The organism is Nitrosovibrio sp. Nv6 (genome assembly GCF_900110495.1).
Classification (GTDB): domain Bacteria; phylum Pseudomonadota; class Gammaproteobacteria; order Burkholderiales; family Nitrosomonadaceae; genus Nitrosospira.
In genome coordinates this window covers 83,431-109,150 of the sequence record NZ_FODX01000006.1, presented here as the reverse complement: position 1 = coordinate 109,150, position 25,720 = coordinate 83,431, and the positions used below count along the sequence as shown (strand labels likewise).

Annotated in this window: 19 protein-coding genes, 1 tRNA gene and 1 pseudogene; 3 read left to right on the top strand and 18 right to left on the bottom strand. The window is 52.0% G+C overall.

Translation table 11 applies throughout. The annotated features are described in order from the left end of the window. Positions 1–59 precede the first annotated feature (59 nt). Genes rfbC through BMX66_RS12360 form a run of 5 tightly spaced genes read right to left on the bottom strand, consistent with a single transcriptional unit; the run spans position 60 to position 4,237 of the window. Positions 60–611 (bottom strand): dTDP-4-dehydrorhamnose 3,5-epimerase, encoded by a 552-nt coding sequence (gene rfbC / locus BMX66_RS12380; RefSeq protein WP_090882638.1) that lies wholly within the window; start codon positions 609–611, stop codon positions 60–62. Then, on the bottom strand, positions 608–1,495 hold the full coding sequence (gene rfbA / locus BMX66_RS12375) for a glucose-1-phosphate thymidylyltransferase RfbA (RefSeq protein ID WP_090882636.1): 888 nt from the start codon (positions 1,493–1,495) through the stop codon (positions 608–610). Before rfbA ends, rfbC begins: the two co-directional genes overlap by 4 nt. Then, entirely contained in the window at positions 1,492–2,394 is a 903-nt protein-coding gene (rfbD, locus tag BMX66_RS12370; protein ID WP_090882634.1) for a dTDP-4-dehydrorhamnose reductase, read from the bottom strand. The genes rfbA and rfbD overlap by 4 nt, the downstream gene beginning before the upstream one ends. Further along, a complete protein-coding gene (gene rfbB, locus BMX66_RS12365; RefSeq protein ID WP_090882632.1) occupies positions 2,391–3,455 on the bottom strand; it encodes a dTDP-glucose 4,6-dehydratase in 1,065 nt (354 codons plus the stop codon). The genes rfbD and rfbB overlap by 4 nt, the downstream gene beginning before the upstream one ends. A 53-nt stretch (positions 3,456–3,508) precedes the next feature. Next, complete coding sequence (locus BMX66_RS12360; RefSeq protein WP_090882805.1) at positions 3,509–4,237, bottom strand: pseudouridine synthase; 729 nt, start codon at positions 4,235–4,237, stop codon at positions 3,509–3,511. Between the two features lie 107 nt (positions 4,238–4,344). Between BMX66_RS12360 and BMX66_RS12355 the strand changes: the two genes are divergently transcribed. Then, a tRNA-Val gene (locus tag BMX66_RS12355) sits at positions 4,345–4,421 on the top strand. A gap of 139 nt (positions 4,422–4,560) precedes the next feature. Here the strand turns inward: BMX66_RS12355 and BMX66_RS15700 are convergent. Further along, entirely contained in the window at positions 4,561–5,130 is a 570-nt protein-coding gene (locus tag BMX66_RS15700) for an FxDxF family PEP-CTERM protein (protein WP_177168786.1), read from the bottom strand. A gap of 218 nt (positions 5,131–5,348) precedes the next feature. Here BMX66_RS15700 and BMX66_RS16045 point away from each other — a divergent pair. Beyond that, positions 5,349–5,470: pseudogene (locus BMX66_RS16045) on the top strand (IS200/IS605 family transposase); the annotation flags it as partial. A 221-nt stretch (positions 5,471–5,691) separates the two neighbouring features. Here the strand turns inward: BMX66_RS16045 and BMX66_RS12340 are convergent. The 7 genes from BMX66_RS12340 to BMX66_RS12305 all read right to left on the bottom strand — a co-directional run bounded on the left by BMX66_RS12340 (position 5,692) and on the right by BMX66_RS12305 (position 14,640). Continuing rightward, positions 5,692–6,591 (bottom strand): PEP-CTERM sorting domain-containing protein, encoded by a 900-nt coding sequence (locus BMX66_RS12340; protein ID WP_090882630.1) that lies wholly within the window; start codon positions 6,589–6,591, stop codon positions 5,692–5,694. Between the two features lie 151 nt (positions 6,592–6,742). Beyond that, positions 6,743–7,642, bottom strand: coding sequence for a PEP-CTERM sorting domain-containing protein (locus tag BMX66_RS12335; RefSeq protein WP_090882628.1), 900 nt, complete (start codon positions 7,640–7,642; stop codon positions 6,743–6,745). A gap of 586 nt (positions 7,643–8,228) precedes the next feature. Then, entirely contained in the window at positions 8,229–9,152 is a 924-nt protein-coding gene (locus BMX66_RS12330) for a PEP-CTERM sorting domain-containing protein (RefSeq protein WP_090882626.1), read from the bottom strand. Between the two features lie 282 nt (positions 9,153–9,434). Then, positions 9,435–10,874 carry a mannose-1-phosphate guanylyltransferase/mannose-6-phosphate isomerase gene (locus BMX66_RS12325; RefSeq protein WP_090882624.1) on the bottom strand — a complete coding sequence of 480 codons (1,440 nt, stop codon included), beginning with the start codon at positions 10,872–10,874 and terminating at the stop codon, positions 9,435–9,437. Positions 10,875–10,990: 116 nt separating this feature from the next. Continuing rightward, complete coding sequence (gene galE / locus BMX66_RS12320) at positions 10,991–12,025, bottom strand: UDP-glucose 4-epimerase GalE (RefSeq protein WP_090882623.1); 1,035 nt, start codon at positions 12,023–12,025, stop codon at positions 10,991–10,993. Between the two features lie 134 nt (positions 12,026–12,159). After that, entirely contained in the window at positions 12,160–13,290 is a 1,131-nt protein-coding gene (gene wecB, locus BMX66_RS12315; RefSeq protein WP_090882621.1) for a non-hydrolyzing UDP-N-acetylglucosamine 2-epimerase, read from the bottom strand. Between the two features lie 330 nt (positions 13,291–13,620). Continuing rightward, positions 13,621–14,640: a glycosyltransferase family 2 protein gene (locus BMX66_RS12305; protein WP_090882617.1), complete on the bottom strand. Its 1,020-nt coding sequence runs from the start codon at positions 14,638–14,640 to the stop codon at positions 13,621–13,623. Between the two features lie 1,058 nt (positions 14,641–15,698). On the opposite strand from BMX66_RS12305, the gene BMX66_RS12300 reads away from it, so the two are divergent. After that, positions 15,699–18,836 (top strand): right-handed parallel beta-helix repeat-containing protein, encoded by a 3,138-nt coding sequence (locus BMX66_RS12300; RefSeq protein WP_090882615.1) that lies wholly within the window; start codon positions 15,699–15,701, stop codon positions 18,834–18,836. A 446-nt stretch (positions 18,837–19,282) separates the two neighbouring features. Here BMX66_RS12300 and BMX66_RS12295 read toward each other — a convergent pair whose 3' ends face one another. The 5 genes from BMX66_RS12295 to BMX66_RS12275 form a co-directional block, all read right to left on the bottom strand. Continuing rightward, the gene (locus BMX66_RS12295; protein WP_090882613.1) at positions 19,283–19,936 is read right to left on the bottom strand and encodes a class I SAM-dependent methyltransferase; all 654 of its coding nucleotides are present in this window, start codon (positions 19,934–19,936) and stop codon (positions 19,283–19,285) included. Positions 19,937–20,288: 352 nt separating this feature from the next. Next, complete coding sequence (locus BMX66_RS12290; protein ID WP_090882611.1) at positions 20,289–20,987, bottom strand: class I SAM-dependent methyltransferase; 699 nt, start codon at positions 20,985–20,987, stop codon at positions 20,289–20,291. Between the two features lie 273 nt (positions 20,988–21,260). Beyond that, positions 21,261–22,100, bottom strand: a complete 840-nt coding sequence (locus tag BMX66_RS12285) for a WecB/TagA/CpsF family glycosyltransferase (RefSeq protein ID WP_090882609.1) — start codon at positions 22,098–22,100, stop codon at positions 21,261–21,263. 7 nt (positions 22,101–22,107) lie between these two features. Then, entirely contained in the window at positions 22,108–23,337 is a 1,230-nt protein-coding gene (locus BMX66_RS12280) for a glycosyltransferase family 4 protein (RefSeq protein WP_090882607.1), read from the bottom strand. A gap of 134 nt (positions 23,338–23,471) precedes the next feature. Then, entirely contained in the window at positions 23,472–25,685 is a 2,214-nt protein-coding gene (locus BMX66_RS12275) for a beta-galactosidase (RefSeq protein WP_090882605.1), read from the bottom strand. Between the last annotated feature and the right edge of the window lie 35 nt (positions 25,686–25,720).

Genomic DNA, 25,720 nt, shown 5'->3' with positions numbered 1-25,720 from the left:
TCATCGGATCAGTGTTTTCCCCCTTGTCATTGCGGATCATCAAATTAAAGGCCGAGGTATCATTCAAACAGTTCGGCGTCAGCCAGCCTTGCTGCGTTCGTGTCTTTTGCTGAAATAACGGGCTGCGTACCCGCATTTATGGGCCAAGAAATATTAATCTCGGGGTCGCTCCATAAAAGACTGCGGTCAAGGTCGGGAACATAGTACTCTGTCGTTTTGTACAGGAAATCGGCACTGTCGCTCAGCACATAGAAACCATGGGCAAATCCCGGTGGGATCCACAACTGGCGGTAGTTATCCTCGGTCAATTCCACGCCGACCCATCGACCAAAGGTCGGAGACGATTTGCGAATGTCTACCGATACGTCAAACACCGCCCCGCGCACTACCCGCACCAGCTTGCCCTGGGGCTGCCGGATCTGATAGTGCAAGCCGCGTAATACGCCTTTGGCGGAGCGGCTATGATTGTCCTGCACAAAATTCACGTCTAGTCCAGTAGCCTGGCTGAAATCCTTCTGATTGAAGCTTTCGAAAAAGAATCCCCGGCTGTCGCCAAAGACTCTGGGTTCGATTATCAGGACATCCGGGATGGAAGTGGTAATTATTTTCACGTAATCACCCGCTCGTCCAATAAACGCATCAGGTATTGCCCATAACCATTCTTGATGAGTGGTTGCGCCAGTTTCTCAAGCTGCGCGATGTTGATAAACCCCTGCCGGTAGGCGATTTCTTCCGGGCAGGCCACCTTGAGACCCTGACGATGCTCGATCGTTTCAATGAAGTTGCTGGCTTCTATCAGGCTTTCGTGCGTGCCCGTATCCAGCCACGCATACCCGCGGCCCATGATTTCCACACTGAGTTGGTCACGCTCCAGATACATCCTGTTGACATCGGTAATCTCCAACTCGCCGCGGGCGGAAGGCCTGAGCCCGCCGACGATATCGACGACCTGGTTGTCGTAGAAATAAAGGCCGGTGACAGCATAGTTGCTTTTAGGCTGAGCTGGTTTTTCTTCCAGTGTAGAAACTCGATTATGAGCATCGAAAGCGACAACGCCATAACGCTCGGGATCTTGCACGTGATACGCGAATATGGTCGCGCCATCCCCCTTTTCCATGGCGCGCCGAAGTTGCAGATGCAGATCGTGCCCGTAAAAAATATTATCTCCCAGGACCAGCGCGCTGGGATGATTGCCGATAAAATCCTTGCCGATGGTAAAGGCATGAGCCAATCCGTCAGGACTTTGTTGCACCGCGTATTGCAGGTTTAAACCCCAATCGCTGCCATCGCCAAGCAGCTGCTCAAACCGCGGTGTGTCTTGCGGCGTGGAAATGACAAGAATGTCGCGGATACCTGCCAGCATGAGGGTACTGAGTGGGTAGTAGATCATTGGCTTGTCGTAAATAGGCAGCAGTTGCTTCGAGACTGCCTTGGTCACGGGGTAGAGCCGGGTGCCGGAGCCACCGGCGAGTATGATGCCTTTGCGTTGAGTCATGGCGCCTTCTCGAGAATTTCGGTAAGCATGCGTGCCACTCCGGTTTGCCAGGATGGCAAATTCAAATTGAAGGTGTTTTGCAGTTTTCCGGTATCCAGACGCGAGTTTTTCGGTCGCCGGGCGGGTGAGGGAAATGCGTTGCTGGGTACCGGTAGAATGTTATCTGCCGCGACGGTGAGAGTGACCCCGGCTTGACGAGCGAAGTTTAATACAAACTGTGCATAACCGTACCATGACGTCTCGCCTGCCGCAACCAGATGATACAGGCCGGATACGCTTTGCCGTAGCACGGCCGTACGAATGGCATGCGCAGTGACGTCGGCCAGCAGATCGGCGCCGGTGGGCGCGCCAATCTGGTCATCGATCACGGTGAGGCGATCGCGTTCCTGGCCCAGACGCAGCATGGTTTTTGCGAAGTTACCGCCGCGTGCGGCAAAAACCCAACTGGTGCGAAAGATCAGATGACGGCAGCCTGATCCAATTATAGCGTCCTCGCTGTCCAGCTTGGTTATGCCATACACATTCAAAGGCCCCGCAGAATCGGTCTCCACCCAAGGCGTGCTCCCACTTCCATCAAATACGTAGTCTGTAGAATAATGGACCAGCCAGGCGCCAAGCTTTCCGGCTTCGCGGGCAAGTCTGGCGGGAGCCAGAGCATTGATGGTGCGCGCTTGCTCAGGCTCGCTTTCAGCCTTGTCCACGGCGGTATGAGCGGCGGCATTCACGATCACATCGGGAGCAACCGCGCGAACGGTTTCAGCGATGCCATCAGGACGGCTGAAATCACCGCACAGCTCCTGGCTATCAAAATCCAGTGCCACCAGCTCGCCCAAAGGCGCAAGACTACGCTGTAGTTCCCATCCCACCTGGCCGCTTTTCCCGAACAGAAGAATTTTCACGGGACACGCCCTTCGTAATTCTTCTCGACCCAGTTCCGGTAGGCTCCGGATTGCACATTGCCCACCCAGGCAGGATTGTCGAGGTACCATTGAACGGTTTTGCAAATGCCGGTTTCGAAAGTTTCAGCCGGTCTCCAGCCCAATTCGTGCCCGATTTTACTTGCATCGATGGCATAGCGGCGATCATGGCCAGGACGATCCGTGACAAAATTGATCAGATTGCGGTATGGTCCGGCAACTCGAGGCCGCAGCGTATCCAGTAATCCGCAAATCGTCTCGACGATATCAATATTAGGTTTCTCGTTCCAGCCGCCGATATTATAGATATGCCCCGGAATGCCGGCATCGAGTACGCGGCGAATGGCGCTGCAGTGGTCCTTTACATATAGCCAGTCGCGAACTTGCTGGCCGTCGCCATATACAGGCAATGGTTTGTCCGCAAGTGCGTTGACGATAATGAGCGGGATGAGTTTTTCCGGAAATTGGTATGGACCATAGTTGTTGGAACAGTTGGTAGTGAGCACAGGCAGCCCGTAGGTGTGGTGGTACGCGCGTACCAGATGGTCGCTGGCAGCTTTGGTTGCCGAGTACGGGCTGTTGGGTTCGTAACGGTGAGTCTCGGTGAAAGGCGGTTCGCCCTTGCGCAGGGAACCATAAACTTCGTCGGTCGAAACGTGAAGGAAACGGAAATCCTGCTTCGCCTGTCCCAGTAAGCCATTCCAGTAACTGCGTCCGGCTTCAAGGAGCCGGAATGTGCCGACGATGTTGGTCTGAATAAAATCTTCCGGGCCATGGATGGAACGGTCAACATGGCTTTCAGCAGCAAAATTGATGATGGCGCGGGGCCGGTACTGCCGGAGCAAGTGCGTTACCAGGGCGGAATCGCAGATGTCGCCTTTTATAAAAAAGTGCCGCTCATCTTCTGCCAGCGTGACGAGGTTCTCCAGATTCCCCGCATAGGAAAGTATGTCGAGGTTGACAATTGTTTCGTCACATTGAGCTAGCCAATCCAGCACAAAATTGGCGCCGATGAATCCGGCGCCCCCGGTTACCAAAATCATTTGCTGTTCCTGAAATTTATGAAATTAATTGTGACCAGCACTTCGGAATGCGCTCAAAACGCTTCGTCCGGCTTGATGTAACGCCATTTTCCTAACGGCAGTTCGCCCAGTTTAACCTTTCCAATGCGAATCCGCTTTAGACCGGTGACTTCCAGCCCCACCAGCTCGCACATTCTACGGATTTGCCGTTTCTTGCCTTCGCGCAAAATGAAACGTAGCTGATCCCGATTCTGCCAAATCACTTCGGCGCGTTTCAACGCTTCACCATCCAGGCTCAAACCATGATTTAACAGACGCAGTCCGGACTTCGATAATGTTCCCTCCACACGAACCAGATACTCCTTCTCGATCCCCGACTCTGCTCCGATCAGCTGTTTGGCGATGCGGCCGTCCTGGGTGAGCACCAACAAGCCCGATGAATCGATATCAAGACGGCCCGCTGGAGCCAAGCCCTTCAAATATACCGGGCTGAACCGCCTTGCTGCCTGACCCTGAAAGTGGGACTCCCGGTTTACCAAACTGATTGCTGGCTTATAGCCCGGTTCCGGTTGCCCCGATACGTAGCCGACAGGCTTATTCAGCAGTATTGTAACTTGGCCTGACTGCTGCGCTTGCGCCATGTTATGGAGCTTTATTTTCTGTACGGGATAAACCTTCGTGCCCAGCTCGGTAATGCGTTCGTCATCCACAAACACCCAGCCGCGTTCGATATAGCTATCCGCTTCTCTGCGGGAACATAATCCCTGTTGAGACATGAGCTTGGATAAGCGGATTTTTTCCATCAGTTCACCGCGAGGAAAAGCCTGGCTGCGGCCCAAATACCGCTATCGGCGGAATCGCCCATTATAATTTGAACGACGGTCCGGTTTCAGATAAAATTTGGTTTCGCAGGCGCGTAGCTCAGCTGGTTAGAGCACCACCTTGACATGGTGGGGGTCGTTGGTTCGAGTCCAATCGCGCCTACCATAGCGTGGTATCGCATTGCCAAACTCGAGGCAGAGCTAGCTTATCTCGGCCCTTAAAGGAAGGGAAGGGGCCATATAAAACGGCCTCCAGAGGAGGCCGTTTTATTGCATCTTGAAAGCAAGAGGTTACGTTTCTTCACTTATGACGTTTTGCGCATTCCCCGGCGTCGGACAACAGCACCCATTAAACCCAGACCTGCGAGAAGCATGGCATAAGTTTCCGGCTCAGGAACTGCTGCGATCGCGCCCGCATATATACCTCCCTCCGTGCCACCTGTTACGCCGGTGACGTTGAGATAGTGCATACCCGAGACGATGGGCGTTTCCCATGTCAAGTTCAAGTTATCCTCGCTGTTGCCCGGCGACGGAAGTACGACTGACTGCAGAACCGTATCGTCACCGCCACCAATTGTATTATCGGCACCCGCATACACGAGCGACATCGTGGCAAGCGCCGTATCGAAGGTAAATCCGGAAACGCTTAGGGGAATGTCCACCACGCTTGCGCTTACACCCAGGTTAGGTTCCGCGACGGTAAACGTGAAGATGTCACTAAAGCCCGTTGTGGTTGGTGCCACGACACTGTTAAATGCCGCAGGCGAAGAGAAATCTATTCTTCCCAGATCCTCTTGCGTTTGGGCATATGCGCCAACGCTCATGCCTGCCAACGCTGCTGCAAGAGCGGCTTGTTTCAGTGAAAATTTAATCATTTTGTACCTCCTATCATTTATGTACTTGGAACGTTAAATCAACCATTCTGCGCACATCTCTTTTCACGATATGGAAAGCGGTTGACAACTTTTTTGTTGATAATACTTACCGCACCGAGTCTCGAAAATCTCAATTCGCAAAACCCGACGTGGAAAGGCTACAACTTGATAGGAAAAGGATCAATAGAGCGATAGGACTATCAATACTTTAGGCGGATCAAGGGCGCACGTCGAGCAAGTGGTTTGAAGAGTTTCCGCACTTGAAGAAAAAGTATTGGGTAAGACGTTTTTGGGCGAGAGAGCCACGGAGGAGCACATGACGGCAGAGATGATCAAGTAGTATTTGGAGCATCACTTTGAACCGAGGTCGAACGATGATTTCAACATGGATCCTGATTAGAACGCGTCGTTCAGCCGACGCGTATCCGGACTTTCAATCCCTAATTTCAACCACCGGCTTTAGCCGGTGGTTGTTGAGTAAGACTTTTTTGTCTTGATCATCGAATAGCTTGGTTTTTATTTGCTGCAAGCCAAAATCAGAGTTTTTCTCAATCGAAATTATCAGCAGTACTGCCGCATGGCAGGGCCAGTCAAATCCTTCCGCCAAAGTCGCATCGCAAGAACACCTAGCCCCAACGCTAGTAGAATGAACTGTGCTGGCTCAGGCACAGAACTGACTAACCGGATGTCGGTCGCCTGGTCGTCCAGCAATAACCAGAAGGGCGTCGTATGCTCATCGCCCCTCAGGCGAGCCGTGAATCGCAAGGTATCGCCCTCATCCAACCGCACGTCCGAAATGCCCAAAGGTTGCGTAATTGTCGAAAACGACGATAACGCGCCACCCTCAGTGGGATTTGAAAGTGTCGTGGAGTAAAGAAGTTCGAAGGAACCTTCAGACGCGTCCAGCCGGGCAACAGCTATATCGACGAGACCCATAGGCGAATTATCCGAATAATATCCCTCCCATGTAGCCTTCAGAGATCCGCCAACATCTACGATCGCTCCGTCTCCTACAGGGTTGCGCCATTCAACCACAGGAACGTACTCAGAAGACGTGGTGTGCGCGGTTAGATCATGCACCATTGCCGACTTACCGATGGGTGGATTGGTGCCAACATTATCGGCACCCGGTCCATTATATCCTCGAGCCCACAGTCCTTGACCAGAACCACCCCACCACTCGTCATCCCATACCATTGGCGAAAGTTGCTGCGCGTACCATGGATTTGACGATCCCAGTTCCCCGCCGGATGTATATCCATAAAACCATACCGGATTGCCATTCTTATCCGCGGCCGGATTCCCAGCCATAGAGCCTGGCACTATACCCGGTGCCCAGTCTTCACTGCGATCCCAGCGAAAACCGGGCGCATAGTCGTTGGCCAGCGATGTGATTGGCACTGTGGAACCGATCAAGGCCGCTGCCATGACAAGCTTGGGGCATATTTGAAATATATTCAAATTGTTCTCCTAACGAAATGTAGACAACAGGTGGCTAATTCCAAAGCTCCTCTGCAATTGCTTGATCGCAGGGACACAATGGTCAGCCCTTCTCGACGTGTATTTTTATTTAGCGAAACTGAGATCCAGACGTTTTTTTTAATCGAGATTATCAGCAGTACTGGCGTCTGGCCCGATCAGTCAAATTTCTCCCCCGCAATCGGACCGCAAGAACACCTAGCCCCAACGCTAGCAGAATGAACTGTTCTGGCTCGGGTACAGAACTGACCAACCGGATGTCGGTCCCCTCGTCGTGCAGCAATAACCAGAATGGCGTCGTATGTTCATCGCCCCTCAGGCGAGCCGTGAATCGCAAGGTATCGCCCTCATCCAACCGCACGTCCGAAATGCCCAAAGGCTGCGTAATTGTCGAAAACGACGATAACGCGCTACCCTCAGTGGGATTTGAAAGTGTCGTGGAGTAAAGAAGTTCGAAGGAACCTTCAGACGCGTCCAACCGGGCAACAGCTATATCGACGAGACCCATAGGTGAATTATCCGTATAATGCCCCTCCCATGTAGCCTTCAGAGATCCGCCAACATCTACGATCGCTCCGTCTCCTACAGGGTTGCGCCATTCAACCACAGGCATATACTCGGCCGATCGTATGTATTCAGTCAAAGAGTGAGCCATTGACCATTTATCGATGAGCGGATCAGTATTTATGATATTTGTATCTGGACCATTATATACTCGAGCCCAAACTCCCTGACCTCCCCCTACATTTACCTGATCGTTCCAAACCAGCGGTGAAAATTGCTGTGCGTACCATGGATTTGACGATCCCAGTTCTCCACCGGATGTATATCCATAAAACCATGCTGGATTGCCGTTCTTATCCATAGCTGGATTTCCGGCCATCGAGCCCGGCACTGCTCCCGGTACCCAATCCTCACTCCGATCCCAGCGGAAACCGGGCGCATAGTCGTTGGCCAGTGATGTGATTGGCACTGTGGAACCGATCAAAGCCACTGCCATGGCAAGCTGTGGGCATATCCGTAATATATTCATACTATTCTCCGACGCAAATGTTGTCAAAGATGACGGAATCTAAAAAATATAAGACCTGTAGGGCGCATTAACTGACGTAAATGACTCCCCCAGGCTCCTCTGCAATTGCTTGATCAAGACACAATGGCCCACTATCCCACTATCAATGCTTACTTATCAACACACACCAGTTCTGAAATCTTAAAAACCTACCGTGCAAATTACGCCGAATATCGAGTAGAGGTCAATAGGCCCTTCTGGCTAGTCAAAAAAGATCAGCTTCAATAAATACCTAAAGGGTGAGGTGGGATGTTAACTGCCCCACCTCAGCTATAGAGAAGGGCTCATCGAACTTCGATCATCTCAGCAGTGACAACAAGGACTCTACACCCGTACCGAATGCCTGGCGAAGATGGCTCATTCTCGAATGCCAACCAACTCATATCATCCCTTCGCCTGACCTATGCCGTATGTACTACATTCGACATTCCATCGTGACACGATTGGGCGGCGACGCTTGATTATGATTTTTTGTCGTGATCAATGAATAGCTCGATTTTTATTTAGCGGAAGCTGAAATCCAGACGTTTTTTTAAAATTGAGATTATCAGTAGTGCTGACGCCTGGCTCGATTAGTCAAATTCCTCTGCCGCAACCGGACCGCAAGAACGCCCAGTCCTAATGCCAGCAAGACGAACTGTTCTGGCTCGGGTACCGTACTGACCAGCCGGATATCGGTAGATTGATCGTTCAACAACACCCAAAAATTGGGTTCAGTTTCATCGCCTCTTACACGAAGCGTGAATCGCAATGCATCGCCCTCATCCAAACGCAGTCCGGAAACGCCCCATGGCTGCGTGACTGTCGAGAAAGACGCGTTACCGTCTCCAGGCCAGAGAGCGTCGCCCGCTCTCGGATTCGTCAGTGTCGCCGAATAGAGCAGATCGGCAGAACCCGTGGAACTATCCATTCGGGCAACAGCTATATCGACGAGACCATCAGGCGCATTATCAGTATAAATCCCTTCCCAAATAATATTAAAAGATCCGCCAACATCCACTATCGCACTACCGCCTATTGGATTACGCCATTCCACGACGGGCATATAAGCGGCAGAGTGGGTGCTCGCGGTCATCTCGTGAGACATTGTCCATCTATCTATCGGCGGGGCAGTACCCATGTTATCAGCACCAGGCCCTTTATATATTCGGGCCCAAAGTCCTGGGTAGCCTGTCAACCATCCGTCGCTCCAAACCTGGGGAGAAAGCTCCTGAGCGTACCAAGGGTTTGCCGATCCCAGTTCCCCGCCGGATGTATATCCGTAAAACCATACCGGATTGCCATTCTTATCCGCGGCCGGATTTCCGGCGGTCGAGCCTGGCACCGTACCCGGTACCCAGTCTTCACTGCGATCCCAACGAAAACCGGGCGCATAATCGCTGGCCTGAGATGCCGTTGGCATCGTGGAGCCGATCAAGGCCGCTATCGCCACGATCATGACAAGCTGGGGGCATGTTCGTAATTTATTCATATTGTTCTCCGACGCGAAAGGTTGGCAAAGGTGACGGAATCGAAAAATGGAAAACCTGGCCAGGGTAGACGACCAGCAAGACGCTCTGCAATTGCTTTATCGCAAGATAGGGCAGATAGTTAACAATGCAAATTCCCGATGATCTTGGATAAGCCCTTACAGAATGCTCGGAATATAGAGCAAGGGTCAATAGACCGTATGGACTAGGGAAAAAAGAAATGACCCAAAAAAATAACGGAGGGTCATGGATGATGCCAGTGGATCGACGGTGCCGCGAACTCTTTATCGCCCATAAACATCGTCAAAGCGAACAATATCATCTTCACCCAGATAGGAGCCCGATTGGACTTCGATCATCTCAAGAGGTACACAACCGGGGTTTACCAACCGGTGTCGCGCACCCAACGGAATAAAGGTCGACTCATTTTCGGATACCAGATAACTCGCGTCCCCCCGCGTGACCTGAGCCGTGCCTCGAACGACAATCCAGTGCTCCGCCCGGTGATGGTGCATTTGCAGCGACAAGGCGGCGCCAGGCTTGACCACGATGCGCTTGACCTGAAAACGCTCACCTGAATCGACACCGTCGTACCATCCCCATGGGCGGAATACCTTGCGGTGCAACTCGCCTTCCGGCCTGCCCTCACGCTTGAGATGGTCTACGATATTCTTTACCTGTTGAGTCTTGCTCATATGAGCGACGAGAATGGCGTCCGGTGTTTCGACCACCACCATATCTTCTATTCCCACGCATGCTATAAGCCGATGCTCCGCCATGACCAGCATGTTGTGGCAGTTATGTAATAACACATCGCCTTGCGCTACATTTCCCTGATGGTCCTTGGGCAGCACCTGCCACAACGAATCCCAGGCGCCGACGTCGGACCAACCGGCTGACAATGGCATCATTACTCCAGCCGGAAGCGTGTTTTCGCCAACGGCAATACGTTCCATTACCGCATAGTCGATCGAGTCGCTGGGGCATTGTAAGAACGCCTCTTTACCAACACGTACAAAATCTCCGTCTGTTGACCGCACGTCCCATGCCTCACGGCAGGCCGCCAAAATATCATAACGGCATACCCCCATAGCCGAGAGCCATACTGAGGCGCGCAGCATGAACAGGCCGCTATTCCAGAAGTAAGAACCTGCATCCAGATAAACCTGCGCCGTGGCGAGATCAGGCTTTTCCACAAAGCGCGCTATGCTGCTGGCACCTTCGGTTCCGATCGGCTCACCCGCTTGGATGTAGCCGTAGCCCGTCTCGGGTGAGTCAGGCGTGATGCCAAAGGTAACGACTGCGCCTTCAGCCGCAAGTGTGGCGCCTTCACGTACTGCCGCCTGAAAGTGTGATTTATCCAGAATTACGTGGTCGGCGGGCATTACCAGCATGACGGGATCTCCCCCATCACGCATCGCAGCCAGAGCGGCCAGAGTTAGTGCAGGAGCCGTGTTACGGCCGGCAGGTTCGAGCAGGATAGTACCCTTTGTTTCCATCAATCGAAGCTGCTCAGCAATGATAAAACGGTATTCCTCATTGCAAACCACAAGCGGGGTCTCAACTTGTATATCTGTCAGCCCCTCCACGCGTCGCAGCGTGACCTGCAACAGCGACTCCTCCCCGATAAGCGGCAAAAGCTGCTTTGGGTATTTCTCGCGAGAAAGGGGCCAGAGGCGCGTGCCGGAACCTCCGGACAGCACCACAGGAATTAATGATTGCATGGAAATTTCACCAATGAGAGCGATGTATTTTCAATGTGTAATAGAAACGGTCCTGCTGCCGCGCGAGGATGGCCACGGGGAAAGAGAAACGCTCGCACTGCTTCATATTTTAAACCTCAAACTCCATATCCTTCGGGATTGGCGCTTTGCCAGCGCCATGTGTCCGCGCACATCTCTTCCAAGCCACGCTCTGCGCGCCATTTCAGTAAGTCATAGGCCAATCGCGGGTCCGCGTAGCAGGAGGCTATGTCGCCGGGACGACGGGGAGCAATTTTGTAGGGCACTCTCCGGCCGCTTGCCTGCTCAAAAGCCCGTACCATATCAAGAACACTATAGCCCGTGCCAGTTCCCAGATTTACTGTCAGACACCCGGTCAGCTCCGGTGTACCCGAATCGGCCGACGCGTCCAGTGCTTCCAAAGCTTTAAGGTGGCCTAACGCCAGATCGACCACATGAATGTAATCCCTTACGCCCGTTCCATCGGGCGTTGGATAATCGTTGCCCCACACGTTGAGAATTTCCCGTCTGCCTACCGCTACCTGGGCTATGAAAGGCATCAGGTTATCGGGGATACCGCGCGGGTCTTCTCCAATCAAACCGCTAGTATGGGCTCCAACGGGATTGAAGTAACGCAGAATACAGACGCGCCAGGAAGAATCGCTGCGGTAGAGGTCGCGCAAAATTTCCTCAACGACCAGTTTGCTCTGTCCATATGGGTTTGTGGCGGCGAGCGGATGATCCTCGGTCAGTGGCAACCACTTCGGCTCACCGTAGACAGTAGCAGAGGAACTGAATACCAGCTTTTTTACGCCACATTCACTCATCGCCTCAAGCAAGCGCAGGGTGCCGACGACATTGTTGTCGTAATACGCCAAAGGCTGCGTGACCGATTCGCCTACGGCTTTGAGGCCGGCGAAATGGATTACCGCGTCCGCACCACTGTCATGCAGAGCTGCTGCCAACGCGGCACGATCCCGGCAATCGCCCCGTACCAGGTAGAGCTTTTTCCCCGTGATACGCTCCACCCTTGCCAATGCCTCGGGATGACTATTGCAAAAATTGTCAAATACGGTGACATCAAGACCCGCGTTAAGCAACTCGACGCAAGTATGCGAACCAATATAACCAGCACCACCGGTGACAAGAATCATGGGATATCCCGTTGAATGGCTAATAACTCTATACTAAATACTCATTTCAGCGTTACCATCATTACGAAGCACGTTCTTCGCTCCTATCGCGTTCAACTCATGGATTACGAGAATAATGCAGTCCGAGCGACCCGCTACGAATCACCAGCGAATTCCATCGCAAGTATTTTGACGATTCGCTCGGCTGCTTTGCCGTCCCATAGATGGGGACGACAACCCTGTTTGCCTTCCCCGCGCAGCACTTTCCGTGCTTCAGCAATTATCCGCGCAGGTTCAGTACCAGCCAGCACATTGCTACCTTCATCAACTGTTACTGGACGCTCAGTATTCTCGCGAATGGTAATGCAAGGCACACCGAGAGCCGTGGTTTCTTCCTGCAGACCGCCGCTATCCGTTAACACGACAGCAGCGTCTTTCCAAAGATTGAGGAAAGGCATGTAAGCCTGCGGACCCACCAGCGTTATGTTTGGTCCCAGATCAATTCCGAATTTCTCCAAGTTATTACGCGTGCGGGGATGTACTGGGAAAATTAATGGCAATTCCGTTGCGATTTCCGTCAGCGCACGACCGACGCGTCTCATTATCTCGGCGCTGTCAACATTGCCCGGTCGATGCAGCGTGACCACGCCATAACGCCCGCTACCAGACTTGCTATTCACCCTATTAGCTGCCTTGAAACAATTCGTTCCGAATAGAGCAGTATCAATGCCGGCAAGCTTTTCTACTTGATATAATAAGTTATCGATCATTACGTGTCCCACATAATGAATCGCGGAATCATCCTTGCCCTCGCGTTTCAAGTGCGCAACGCCACTTGGTTCTGTAACAAAAAACAGATCCGAAATGCTATCGGTAACCAGGCGATTGATTTCTTCCGGCATGGTCATGTCCCCACTGCGCAAACCCGCTTCAACATGAGCCACCGGGATGCTCAGCTTCTTCGCAACGATGGCACAGGCGAGAGTCGAATTCACGTCACCCACTACCAGCACAGCATCAGGCCGGTCAGTCTGGCACAATTCCTCAAATGCTACCATGATCCTGGCGGTCTGCTGCGAATGGCTACCTCCGCCTGCGGCCATGAATACGTCCGGCTCAGGAATACCAAGCTCTTCAAAAAATACCTCATTCATATCCCGGTCGTAATGCTGGCCAGTGTGGATAATTTTAAAACCCAAGCCGCCATGAGCGCGCATTGCACGTACGATAGGAGCAATTTTCATGAAATTGGGACGAGCGCCGGCAACCAGATAGATATATTTCACGTGTTGATCTTGCTTACTGCGCTTGTGATCTGCTGCACAAAAAATAAAAGGAAAGCGACGTCTCTCAACAAAGCTTTCGTCATAAAAGCATTCACCACACAAGTTAAAAGAATTTTGTATCTAATGTTATACCGCAGAGCATCAGAAATGAGCAGTCCCGATAGTAAAAGGGAGTCGACGAACCATCGGTCGTTTTCTGCTTTCCTAGCCAACCGACAACTGAATCTCTTCGAATTGCCTGCTATTCTTGTGATGCCCTATCTACGGCTCACGATCACTTTTTTGGGCTTCGGCGGAACACATCATAACAGGATGGCGGTTGCTCTCAGATCAGATGATCTCCCTTGCGGCGATAGGCGTGTGTGGATCCGCTAGAGGTCGGCTTGAGCCGATAAGTGCGGCCGCAGTTGAGATGTGCCAACTGATTAAAGAAAACCCCGCTATTTGCAGGTCCTGTTTCTTGACAGCCAGCGCCAACCATAGGCATAACCAGACTCCAAATTCTAGTGCCAACCAGACTCCCACGGTAGCTCGTAAGCTATTCCCGAGCAGAATTGCGATTCCCAGGACCACCAGGTGTATTCCGGGCGTGAGAATCACAATCCGTTGGCTTAGCACCGCCCGCCACCACCAGGCCTTCCCGAGGGCGGAACGCAAAAACATGCCGACGGCGTGGGCGCGACGATTTCGCCAGAGCCGGCGCACCATATCCCAATTTGACTCCGTGTGACCAGTATGCAACACGGCAGGGTCAGGTAATCGGAATAATCGCCAACCTGCAGCGCGCAGGCGGAAGCCCAACTCAGCCTCTTCAAAGGCCGGAAGCCAGCGATGAGCAAGATAACCGACGGATTCGATGGCTTCACGCCGATAGAGACCGCCACCACCCAATTCATCCACTTCTATTCTCTGGCTCAAACTCCCCAGCGTCTGCGCACGTCTCAGGTCCGCAGCAGTTCGAATCTGCCTGTCCAGGAGTCTACCGCCGACTCCGGCGACATCCGGTTCAGTTTCCAGCACATTCAGTGCTCTGGCAATAAAACCGGTCTGCAACTCCATGTCACCATCGAGAATGTAAATATAGTCTCCCTGCGCAAACTGGTAACCGAGTTGAACAGCAGCGCCACAGCCACGATCTCCCAAGCAGGAGAACTGTACAATCCGGATGGGGTAGGCACGCGCAATTTCGACGGTTCGGTCCGTTGATAGTGAATCAACCAGAATCACTTCCCCATCAAGTGATTGTGCCTCACGCACGGCAGCAGCCAGGCAATTTGCAATCCGCGCCTCTTCGTTGAGTGCCTTGATAAGAATGCTAACACGCCCGTTGCGCTTTGTCGGAGTATTCATGCCCTAGACCTGCCGTACCTGAATTCTCAAATCACTTCATGCCGCAACAGTAGATAATGATCCATCAAGCATAAATGCTTACGCGACACATTGAACATCGGATTAATTTCACTTCGCTCGCCGGTTCGCCGTAAAATTGAAGGCTCGTTGCGGGTCCGAGAACCTGAAAAGAGAATTTTGCTGCGTTCAAGCCGGGTTACAGAGACAACGTTGAAAACTCACTTATCTTGAACAGCCTGATAACTTTACCTCATAAAGAAGGAATATAGAAGAGCTGATAAAACCGCTCAGTTCGAGATATAATCATCAATAACAAGAGTTAACGGTTATCGCCCCTCAGATTGCCTGTAAAAGCGCGCTACAGAATCCCCTTCGCAGGTTCTTATTAACCGCGTCCGCCTTTTATAAAAGAAACATCCCATGTTTTAGTTACACGCCGTCACTCCCATATAGCAATGTTGATAGATACATACCATATACCTGCCAAGTGAAATTACCACGCGCGTGAGAACTGGCCTCTAGACAGCGCACGGTGCGGCGGTGATCAGCTTATCAAACGCGAAGATTGGGCGCTAGCCTGGCTGTTGCGTCACACTGGTCAGAAAGAGGCTGAACAGCAAGTACCTCAAACTGCGCGATCAGTCCCGTTCCCATCAATGTTGAGCAAGGGAATTGATTATTGGACGAACTTTTGCATGCGGGAAACGTATATTTTCCTGGAAATGCGCCCCGGTAAAACAACGATGCTTTTATTATCTTTTTCCCCGACTCAAGAGATTGAAACGCCACGTATAGTCCGCCCTGATTAATTTTTTCGCGGGTAACCCGCAGGTAACCCGTAAATAAATCTCCGAATAACCCTAGGCGGGCGCGACGAGGCGTTGCGGGATGGGGATGCGCGAAAGGCGACGACGCGAATAATCAACTCCCTTTGCCAGAAGACCGGGCAAGCAGACCGCCTGCAAAAACCACCATCGGGTTGCGGCAAGATCGAGAGGCGTTTCACCAAGCCTCTGCCATGTCTAGCTCTTACAGTTATTTTTTTAACAGATAATTCTATGATCATCATTAAAAAAGCACTTGTTATTACCACCCTGTTCATTTTCCCGCACTTCGCTTTGGGAGCAACCTATTATGTGGACTCCAAACTGGGCAATGACGCCTGGTCCGGCAATCTACCAGCCCAAGCCGGTGCTGCCGACGGACCATGGCAGACTCTAGCCCAGGTGGCGAGAGCCAACTTGCTTCCGGGCGACTCTGTCTTTCTCCGTTGTGGCCAAGTCTGGAATGAGACTCTACGACTTGGGATGTCTGGTAGCCTCTCGCAGCCAATCCGGGTAGGAGCTTACCCGGCGCCGTGCAACGTGAAGCCGCTGATTGACGGCAGTATCGCCATCCCTGCCTCCGCCTGGAGCTCTGGAGAGGCAGGTGCCTACCGTAGTTCTTTCCCGGTTAACTTTATTCAGAATGGCCAGTTTGATCAGGGCACGGCCAAGTGGAATAGCTGGTCCTCCGACAGCTCCTTGAATATCGCTGTCGATAGCACTAACTGCGCCTCCGACACAGGTCCTTGCCTCGTCATCAATGGCGGCACCAGTTCCACGCTCTGGTGGGCGGCTAGCTCCGCCGCCTTTCCGCTGCAGGCTGGGACTACTTATCAACTCACACTGACCATGTGGGTTCCTATCGGCAAGACCGCCCGGGCCAATATACGGCGTGCAGAATCGCCCTGGGATACAATAGGTGCCACAACTCCCATTATAGGAAATAATACCTGGCAGACTATCAGTCTGCCCTTCCGGACAGCCTTATCGGTTCGGCATGCGCGTCTTGACATTCAGGGCACCGGGAATGCCGGCATAATCCGACTTGACAATGTAAGCCTTAGTCCCGCTGTTGATACGCCCATCGCGCTTTACGTCGGCAACACAGCTCATGCTATCGCTCATCATCCAAATCGAGGGCATGATTCAAATGCGCCGGAATCGCCGTATTTTGTGCTCACGTCAGATGCTGATATGGTAAGCAACGATAACAAGACAGGCAGTACTTACCTTCCGCTTAGCAGCGACCTATCCGCGCTTACCACCGTCGAACTGCTGAACCCCGGTGTATCCGTCTTCGTCCGCTCATCCGGCTGGAGGCTCGAACGCAAGCTTATTTCTGGCGTTAACCAAGGCATGCTACTGCTGGATTCTCCTACCAGATATCCTCTACGCAAAGGATATGGCTATTTTTTTACTGGCGCCCGGTGGATGCTTGACGAGCCAGGTGAATGGGTCTACGACATCCTCGATAAGGCGATTCATCTTCGCCCCATTGACGCGGCGGAGCCTGGTACGCGTGTCTCTGTCGTTCATCTCCCAAGCGGCATCGACCTCTCTGGACGTACAGACATCGAGCTACACGGCTTGGCGGTAAGGCGGGTAGGAAAGGGAATCGATCTTTCTCGCAGTGCTCGTGTCGCCGTCATCGATTGTCACATCGAGGAAACTGTTGAGGAAGGACTGCTGGCCGCAGCATCACAAGACAACTTGATTCAGAATAATCGCATTATCAACACGGGGCTCGACGCCATAAGCGGAATGGTCAATGGAGTTCGGTCAGCCTTGCGCTTACGGGTCCTGGATAATCAAATTGAAGGCAGCGCGGTGCAGATTCAGAACGGCCGCATTATATCCCTTCCCCGCCCCTCGATTGCTGCCGTCAATACCGGCGCTGGCGCTACTATTGATAGAAACAGCATTCGTGACGCGGCTTATCATGGCATACTTATCGGGCCCAACAGCTCAGTAAGCCGTAATAACATCGAAAACGCCTGCACTGTATTGCACGACTGTGGGGGTATCTACATGTATGGTCAAAATCACAATAGCAAAATCGAAGAGAATATTATCCGCAATTTGAACGGTGACCTCCACGGCCATCCCGACGAGCGGCCGCACACGACAGGAGTTTATCTGGACGAACCTGGTTCCGACATTGCCGTTATCGGAAACACGGTCGAAAATGCCGAGTATGGCATCTTACTTCACAACACTGCCCGCAACCTTATCGACCGCAACACGCTCTACGGAAATCGCCGCTACCAGATCTGGTTCCAGGAAGGAACTCGAAGTTTCGATCCTGCGGGCGACATTTCAGGCAATATCGTCACCAATAATCTCATCTTTCCGCTTGGTGATGCTCAGGGCGTGGTGGCGCAAACTACCTTTTCGAGCACAACACGCTTCGCAAGTTATGACTTCAACCACCACTCTGCACTTATATCCAAGCGGATCGCCCGAGAACGCTGGAATGGGGGCGAGTTAGAATATGACTTCATCGAATGGCAATCGGCGCGTACTGCCGGTGTAGCGCGCAATCTGGATCCGAATGGCAAACAAATTACTCAAGCGGGCTACACCAGCTTCCAGGTCCAGGGCGAAAGCGTCCTCGCTCCAATTAATACGACCACGAGTGTTCAAGACGGCTGGCGACCTTGGGGTAACGGCAGCACAGGCGCAACGACCTCCGTTGGAGCCTGCGGCGCTTTCCCCTGTATCAGGATGATCGCTGGCGCCACCCCAAGCCTGTTGATGTCACCGAATTTTTCCGTCGAAGCGGGTCACTGGTATCGCCTGACATTCGATATAAAGACTGAAATCGACAATCAGAGAGTCGCGATTGCCCCCAGGCGGGGGGGCGGGGGCGATAATGGTTACGAGCTATTTACCCATAGGATGACATCCATTTACGGAAGCCGGAACTGGAAACGCCATACCTTACTCATCGAATCGATTTCAACCATAAAAAAGGGCGATCCCGTTACCGGCGACAACGGCGCGCGTATCGATTTCTATGTCGAATCGGGGAAAGAATTTACGATCGCCAATGTCGAGATAGTTCCTCTGCAGCAGGTAGGTGCGACGCTGCGTACTGCACTGTTGACCAACCCCAGCGGTACCGAATCGGAGGCCTCATGCCCTGATGAAGACCCAACCCTATGCGGTCAATACGTTTCCTTCGTCGATGGCACACCGATTACCTGGCCACGCTCAGTAGCCCCGCACTCATCGGAAATCATCTACACCCGAGACTCTACTCTCATCGATTCGGATGGAGACGGCATTGCCGACATACAGGATCAATGTCCCGAGACACCGGTGGGATCAGCTGCAAACAGTCTTGGCTGTCCTTTTCTGACAGGCTCATGATCTACAGCGCCGCGGGCGTCTCCCATGCCGGGACGTCCGTAGAACTTGCACGAGATATCAAGATTAATAAAGCAGATTAGCAACAACCTTACGCCGTAACAAGTAACGTTCGAACTGTCAAAGGAAAACAATATGGCAGAGCAGTTCTCGAAGTCGAGAGAATGCTTGAATCCGCCAAGCTTTCAAAACAAGTTCTAAATTCGGTAGTCGCTCTGAAATAGGCTCTAACCCTTATAGATATTAGCACTGAGGGGGTACAACGGCTGAGGAATTGTCAGAATCAGAGTTATTTCCACTCGATTTCCAGTGAATTCATGAAGCCGAAGAAGCAGAGACGAATGTGGGTGAATGACCTGTTCCGCATGGGTTGGAACAGATACTTGATCAATGCCATGGCCAACTCAGCCAAGGCGTCGCTATTGGCCTCAGCTCAAGCCTTTAATGACTCACTGCTTATGCCACGTAACAGTAAACGTCATTGGCAGGCCGAGGAACCGATTACGAACTAGCTGATAATTGCGAATTCCGGCTGACCTCAACAGCGATCGCAACTCGCGCTCTGACAATAGGAAAATATAATCAGTCGCCCACCCTTTACCGATGAGGCGCAGGAATGTATCGAATGCACGTCGCGTCAGCACCATGTGCAGCAGGGGGATGCTCGTATGGGTCTCGATCGGAAACAAGCGGTTCGGCGTAGTCAAATAGCCGCGCTTCCCGACTCGAAGCATTTCTTCAAGAAAGCGCTGCTGGTCAGGCTGAGGCCCCACATGTTCAATTACCGCGTTAGAATAGCTAATATCAAATGAATCGCTCTCAAAACACAGGTTGCGCCCGTCGGACGAAAATGTCCGCACTGCCGGATAGCGCTTGTTAAATTCAGTAAAATCTTCGCTAACCCCGACTACACTGATCTTTTCTGGGTACGGGTACCGCTTCTCCAAGTAATTGTCCACATCAGTATATTCGGTGGTGTTGACGCCAATATCAAGGATTGTTTCATCAGGCTGAGGCTTCATCAGTGCCAAAAATTGATGCCATTTCCGCTCCCGACTTTTTCCCGATACGGCATTAGCAAAGTGACGCAATGCAGATTTCATTCGTCTCTCCCAAAATATTGCCTCCCTCCGCAGCCTCTCCCAAAGTCCGTATGTTTCTGGCTGAGAAGGCGGGATGCCGCTGTGTATGAGGCTGAGCCATTGACCAGAACTGATTCATCCATAAACCAAGAGTGATTTTGTAGCGATCCTCCACGGCATTTTAACTACGATTGAGATTGAAGTATAAGAGTTTGCCTTTGGTGCTGCAATAAATTGTCTCCCAGGCGCATCAAGGAAGTGACTTCTTCTAAGGCTATTGTGCTGAGAATTTTATATCCTTTGATTAGCAGGCTGTTGAATTTCGTTCACGTGTAAACGTGATTTTCTGTTAGCCGTATACGATATAATTCTCCTACTTGGCCAGTACCATTAGTGAGAATCCACCGAGTATCCTGACGGCCAAGTCACGATTAAGCTTAAAGAAAAGCTTTCTAGGCAGCTTCATTAGGTGAGATTTTAAAGAATGATTAGAGAGTTCCAGGGAGCTTCCCGTGTAAAAATAATCAACAATTTCATATCCTGTATCCTTCAAGGTTGCCAAGGCGGTTTCCTTTGTAAAATATTGAATATGGCCGACTGACTCCCTGACATTTAAAATAGGTGAGCCTCGAAGCACAGATTGAACGGATAAGTCCAGGGGGATATGAAATATTTTATATATTCCTCTTGTTCTGAGCTTTCGAAGAAATCCAAAGTAATCCTCGACATGTTCAAATACATCAATCGCCATTACGACATCGAATGTTTGATCTGAGTGATCGGAGATATCTTTCAAGTGAAATTTCAGATTATTTTTTTCTTTAGTCCTGCAAAGTTCAAACGCTTGCGGAGAAATTTCATATCCAGAAAAAGCTACATTAGCGAACTCGCTCGACAAGCAGTTTAATATCTCCCCCGCCCCGCAGCCTACCTCACACAACGTCGATGGGGCTATTTTATTCCCCGTGATTATTTTGGATATTTGAGTTGCTTTCCATGTGGAATCTTCTTCGTGCCAACCCGGATTTTTCTCAAGATAAGTTCCATTGTCATAGATGCTGCTATCGCTCATAGTTCGCACCCCTCGCTATTCCCTCGCACACATGCTCCCTTCTCTATAAGAAAATTAGGCTATTAGAGACGAACACACCGATTATAGATAATACTGCAGCTTAGCTTGGCAAAAAGATATTACCGTTGTAACTCGTGTCAAACGCTATGAACGGGCTTCCCTCCGGTTTAACTAAAGCCCTCTCGCAACTCACAAGACGCAAAAAATAGAATGTGGAAAGCCACGAGCTAAATAACCTCGATCTTCTATTTGATCGATACATACACAGACAAGTTATTTTCCGGACTTGCGCACCCCGCCGGAGCGGGGCACTTCATTTGAAATAGCTTTTGCCTTATCAAACTCTCCCGAAAACCAGTCATATAATGTTCTAATAATAAACTGTGAGTTGTTTATCAAATAGCGCTTCCATAGCCGTCGCGGCTCGGACCATAATCGATGAAGCCACTCCAGTCCGTTCGATTGCATCCAGAGTGGAGCACGCAAAACAGCCCCGGCATGGTAATCAAAAGCAGCTCCCACCCCAATCATAACAGCGTGTATTCTGCCACGGTGTTCCGAAATCCATTTTTCCTGCTTTGGGCATCCCAGGCTGACAAACAGAAGACCGACACCGCTCCTGTTGATGCTGTCGCAAATCTCATTATCCTCATCATGGGTGAGCTGGCGAAATGGCGGTGAGACGCAATAGGATATGTCAAGCTGTGGGAAGGTCTTCTCCATAACTGCGCGCAGGCGTTCTAGCGTTTCCGGCGCAGACCCGAAGAGTCCGACCTTGATGCCGCGCCGAGGCGCATCGGCGCATAGATGCCACATCATATCAGGACCGTTGATTCGAGTTTGACCTGAGAACCCCTTGCGCCGCAAAGTCCAGGCCACCGGAGCTCCGTCCGCAGTCACCATATCCGCCTCTTCAATGACTTTGCGATGGCTGCCATTTCGCCCTGCTGTAATCACTGAATGAACGTCGCAAACACATACCTGACGCGCTTCCCGAGCTATGGCCCAGTTACAGACTACCTGTCGCACCGTTGGCCAGTCGACCAAATCAATGGGAATGCCGGCGACTAAGCCGTATTGCCTGCCGGGATAGGTGGATTTGATTTCTTCCATGCTCTTTTTACCTCTTTTGTTTTCGAAAGCTCGAACTGAGCTTCCGATAGTTCTGATAAACCGGTTCTAACACCTCAGCCGGACGGAAAGGCTGGATCGCTTGTATTGCGGGCGCTCCCCCGTAATGGTTGAGATTATCAAGCACATCCTCGAGACACATGGAAAACCCTTCCACGCTTTGATCCGTGGAGATAGCACCGTTCACTTTGGGGCACACCACTTTGCGCACCTCCCCCACATCGGTGGTCGCGACCGGAAGGCCTGCTCCAAGCGCTTCCAGAACTGCCATCGGCATACCTTCGTAAGTCGACGAAAGGGCGAAGACGTCGGCCGATGCAAGAATGGTAGCAATTTCAGCAGGTCCCCTCAGCCCAAGAAACCGCACGTGCGCCGAAAGGCCTTCTTTAACTACTCTTTTCTCGAGCCCAGCCCGCAAAACACCATCTCCTATGAAGAGAAGCACAATGTGCCGTCCCCTAGACACAAGTCGCCCAAAAGCAGACAGCAAGAGTTCAGGATTTTTTGTTATATCAAGTCGGCCAACAAAAATGATCCACGATGCGGCCGCATCGATATTTAATGTTGTAGCGAGACGTCTCCGCTGCTCTGCCCGGAGATCATCTCGTAGGGGGGAAAACACTTCCGTATCAACCCAGGTCGGGATGTATCGAATCATCGTGGAAGACGCCGGATATCTGGTCTCAAGCACCGCAGTGAACTGCTTGCTAACGCACCACGCTGAGGAAAGTCCCCGTACAATTTTTCGTTCCATCAGATCGTAAATACGAGGTAAATACTTCCAGCGGAAATCGGTTTTTGTCGCTCTGTGGATAACTGAGTAGTCAGTATGGAAAAAAGCGTTTTTGGGTCGTGATTCGCCGAATAACAAGCCTGGCTCGATACGATGCAGTTCCACTATATCAAAGTCCTGATACACAGCCTGTGGTGCCAATGCGACTGCAGCGGTGTAGCGCAGCGAAAGTGGCACGTAGGAACGGTCGCCTGCATTCGCGACCCAGACGGCTGGAAAAAAGTCGAACTCGCGCCGTCCAACACTGCAGCGCGTCCAACGACCCACGGGCCGTGCGACCGGATCAGTCGTCATGCCAACCAGGCTGAATTCGATGTCCTCTGGCGCCCATTTAACGATACCGCGAATGAACGTATCAATACCGCCAGGAACAATGCCAACTGGATCAGCGGGGTAAAAGATGCGAACGCGTATAGTACTCATCATGCATATTCATTTTTTTATCATCGGTCAAGGTTAGTTTAACTTCGAATCCTGCCAAGCCCCACGGGGTCAATAGCATGGGTCGTCTATATGCAGAAAAGCGGAGCAAATCCCGACCGACCTGCTTACCATCGCATTCATTCGGCGGCAATCTCGAAAAAAAGCGCTGGGCCATCGCGCAATTTTGACGTGTCCAATCGCAGTTCAATGGCACCCGGCACTGGAACGAGGGAAACCGCCTGCCGGCGCGCGCCACTGAGGGAGAGCGGCCAAGCCTTCAGCTTGGCGTCGCCTTCAGTTGCGATTTTCAGCGTCGCAGAAACCGTCTGCACTTGTGGAGGAAAACCTCCAAGAGTCTTAATTGCCGTCCGCTCATCATCCTTGAACTTCATCCCACTGTTGATTGCGTCAGTCAGCACCCACAAAAGCAACCGTTTGCTTTTTGCGATTGGCTGATTGTCCAGTGCTGAAAGCGCGAAGAGGGCGGGGCCGCTCGCATCCTTTACAGTGAGTGGACCCGTTGTGGCTGACCCGCCTCTAAGGACCAGCGCCACTGTTTTGGCCGTTAGGACCTCTATCTGTTTTGTCTGATTATTAAACACGACCTCGCCGGTATCCGACTCGAATACCCCCGCATCCAATCGGGTGCGATTTGAGGCTTCGATAATGTCCGCATCGCGTAAGACAGCGAGCTGGCTATCGCCGGAACCCAGACCGGAGCGGGTTAGCGCTGTATCCAGTTTACCAGACCAGATCGGCCTTCCGGTTGTCATCTCGAACGAGACCTCGCGTTTGCGATTTTTCACAGGTTCTGAGCGAAAATCAAGCCCGACAGCGGATACGAAGGCGAGCTTGGAAAGACTCTCCGGTGCCCGTTCCCATCCGGCGCTATGAGTTAGCGCTCGCTCCGCGTCCAGGTGCAGATGAATGCGGCCTTTCGCTGTCGCCACGTCGCCTCGCAGAAACAGCAACGCCGCGAGTCGCTCTGCGCCTCTGGCGATCGGATCGGCTCCTACATTAAATGGATAGATCGCCTGCATACGGGTGAACGGCGATGGTCCGTAATCAAACTGGACAGGAGTTTCGGCGTATTGAGAGATCGCGTCCCAGCCCTGATGAGCGGCCACCGCCGGCATCAATGCGGCCGACTCATGACGCCAGCGGTTCCAGAAAGGTTGACCGTACTCTGTCACTGTAAAAGGCTTGCCCCATTGACGCGTAGTGGTGAGTCCACGGATATAACTCGCAGCATTGTCATGCATACTTAATTGCGAAATTTTAGAGCCAGGCTGCCCATGCGCGCTGGCCTCAGCATGGTAAGCATGCATATCGACCCACTGAACAGCGGTACGAGTAATATCTGCTCCGAAATGTGGCCAGTTGTCGAAGGCGGTTGTCAAGCCCTTGAAACCCAGTTTACGAACATGCGCTTCCATCGCCTTATAGCTTTTACGTTCCAGGTCGCTGACAAAACGAGCGAAGTCTACATTGCGGGGACCACGTCCGCGAACCGTCGCAGGCACTTCCACCACCCCGTCAACAGATTCTTTTGCTTTCAACTCGCCCCCCCAAGCGGCCTTTAGCGCTGCATTATTTCGATAACGATCTTTCAGCCAATCCCGGAAGAGAGGACCGAGATTATCTGGATAACTGCCTTCGAGGGCGGCGAGAAAACCAACAGCGCCTTCATTTACCAAGATCATGCCCAGCATTGCAGGATCCTGTAGCGGAGCGCTCCCGGTATACGGATTCTTCGTGCCCCAAAGGCGCTCGACCAGTGTCGCCCAATGCGCAAAACCCTTCGATTTAGTGAGTACGTCCATTTTCGCGTGGTGTTTTTTCACCCAACGGTGCGGGCGAACGTCGCCCCAGGCGGCATTATTGGAGGTCAAGCCATCGACAATCCAGTAGATCCCTGTTTCCTTGAGTTGAGCAAGCAGGTAATGGAGGCGGTCAAATTGTTCCGGATCAAAATCGAAGTCCTTCGAGCGGCCTGTCATGAGATGAGCGTCCAATTGATGCAAGCGCACCATGTTGTAGCCTGTGCGCTTCAGCTCCTGAACCAGGCGCTCGCTTCCGGCTTTATCGGGCAACCCCCCGTTCAGCTTACTGAACCCCATCGATGCGATGAGAAATCGCTGGGGAATGCTGCGGCGTTCAAAGCCGATATGTCCATCCTCAAGCACCTTGGCCCAGCCATGCTTGCCGGCTGGGCCCACCTCGACCAATTGGGAAAAATCGAGGGCACTCCCAGGAGCGACACTAAGTTCTTGATCTCCGAGCGGTAGCCATTGATCTGCGGCAGCTGGTTTCGAGCTCAGGCACAGTACGAGTAAAAATAAACGTAGCATTATCGACACCTCCGACCTTTTACCTTTCGCCCACC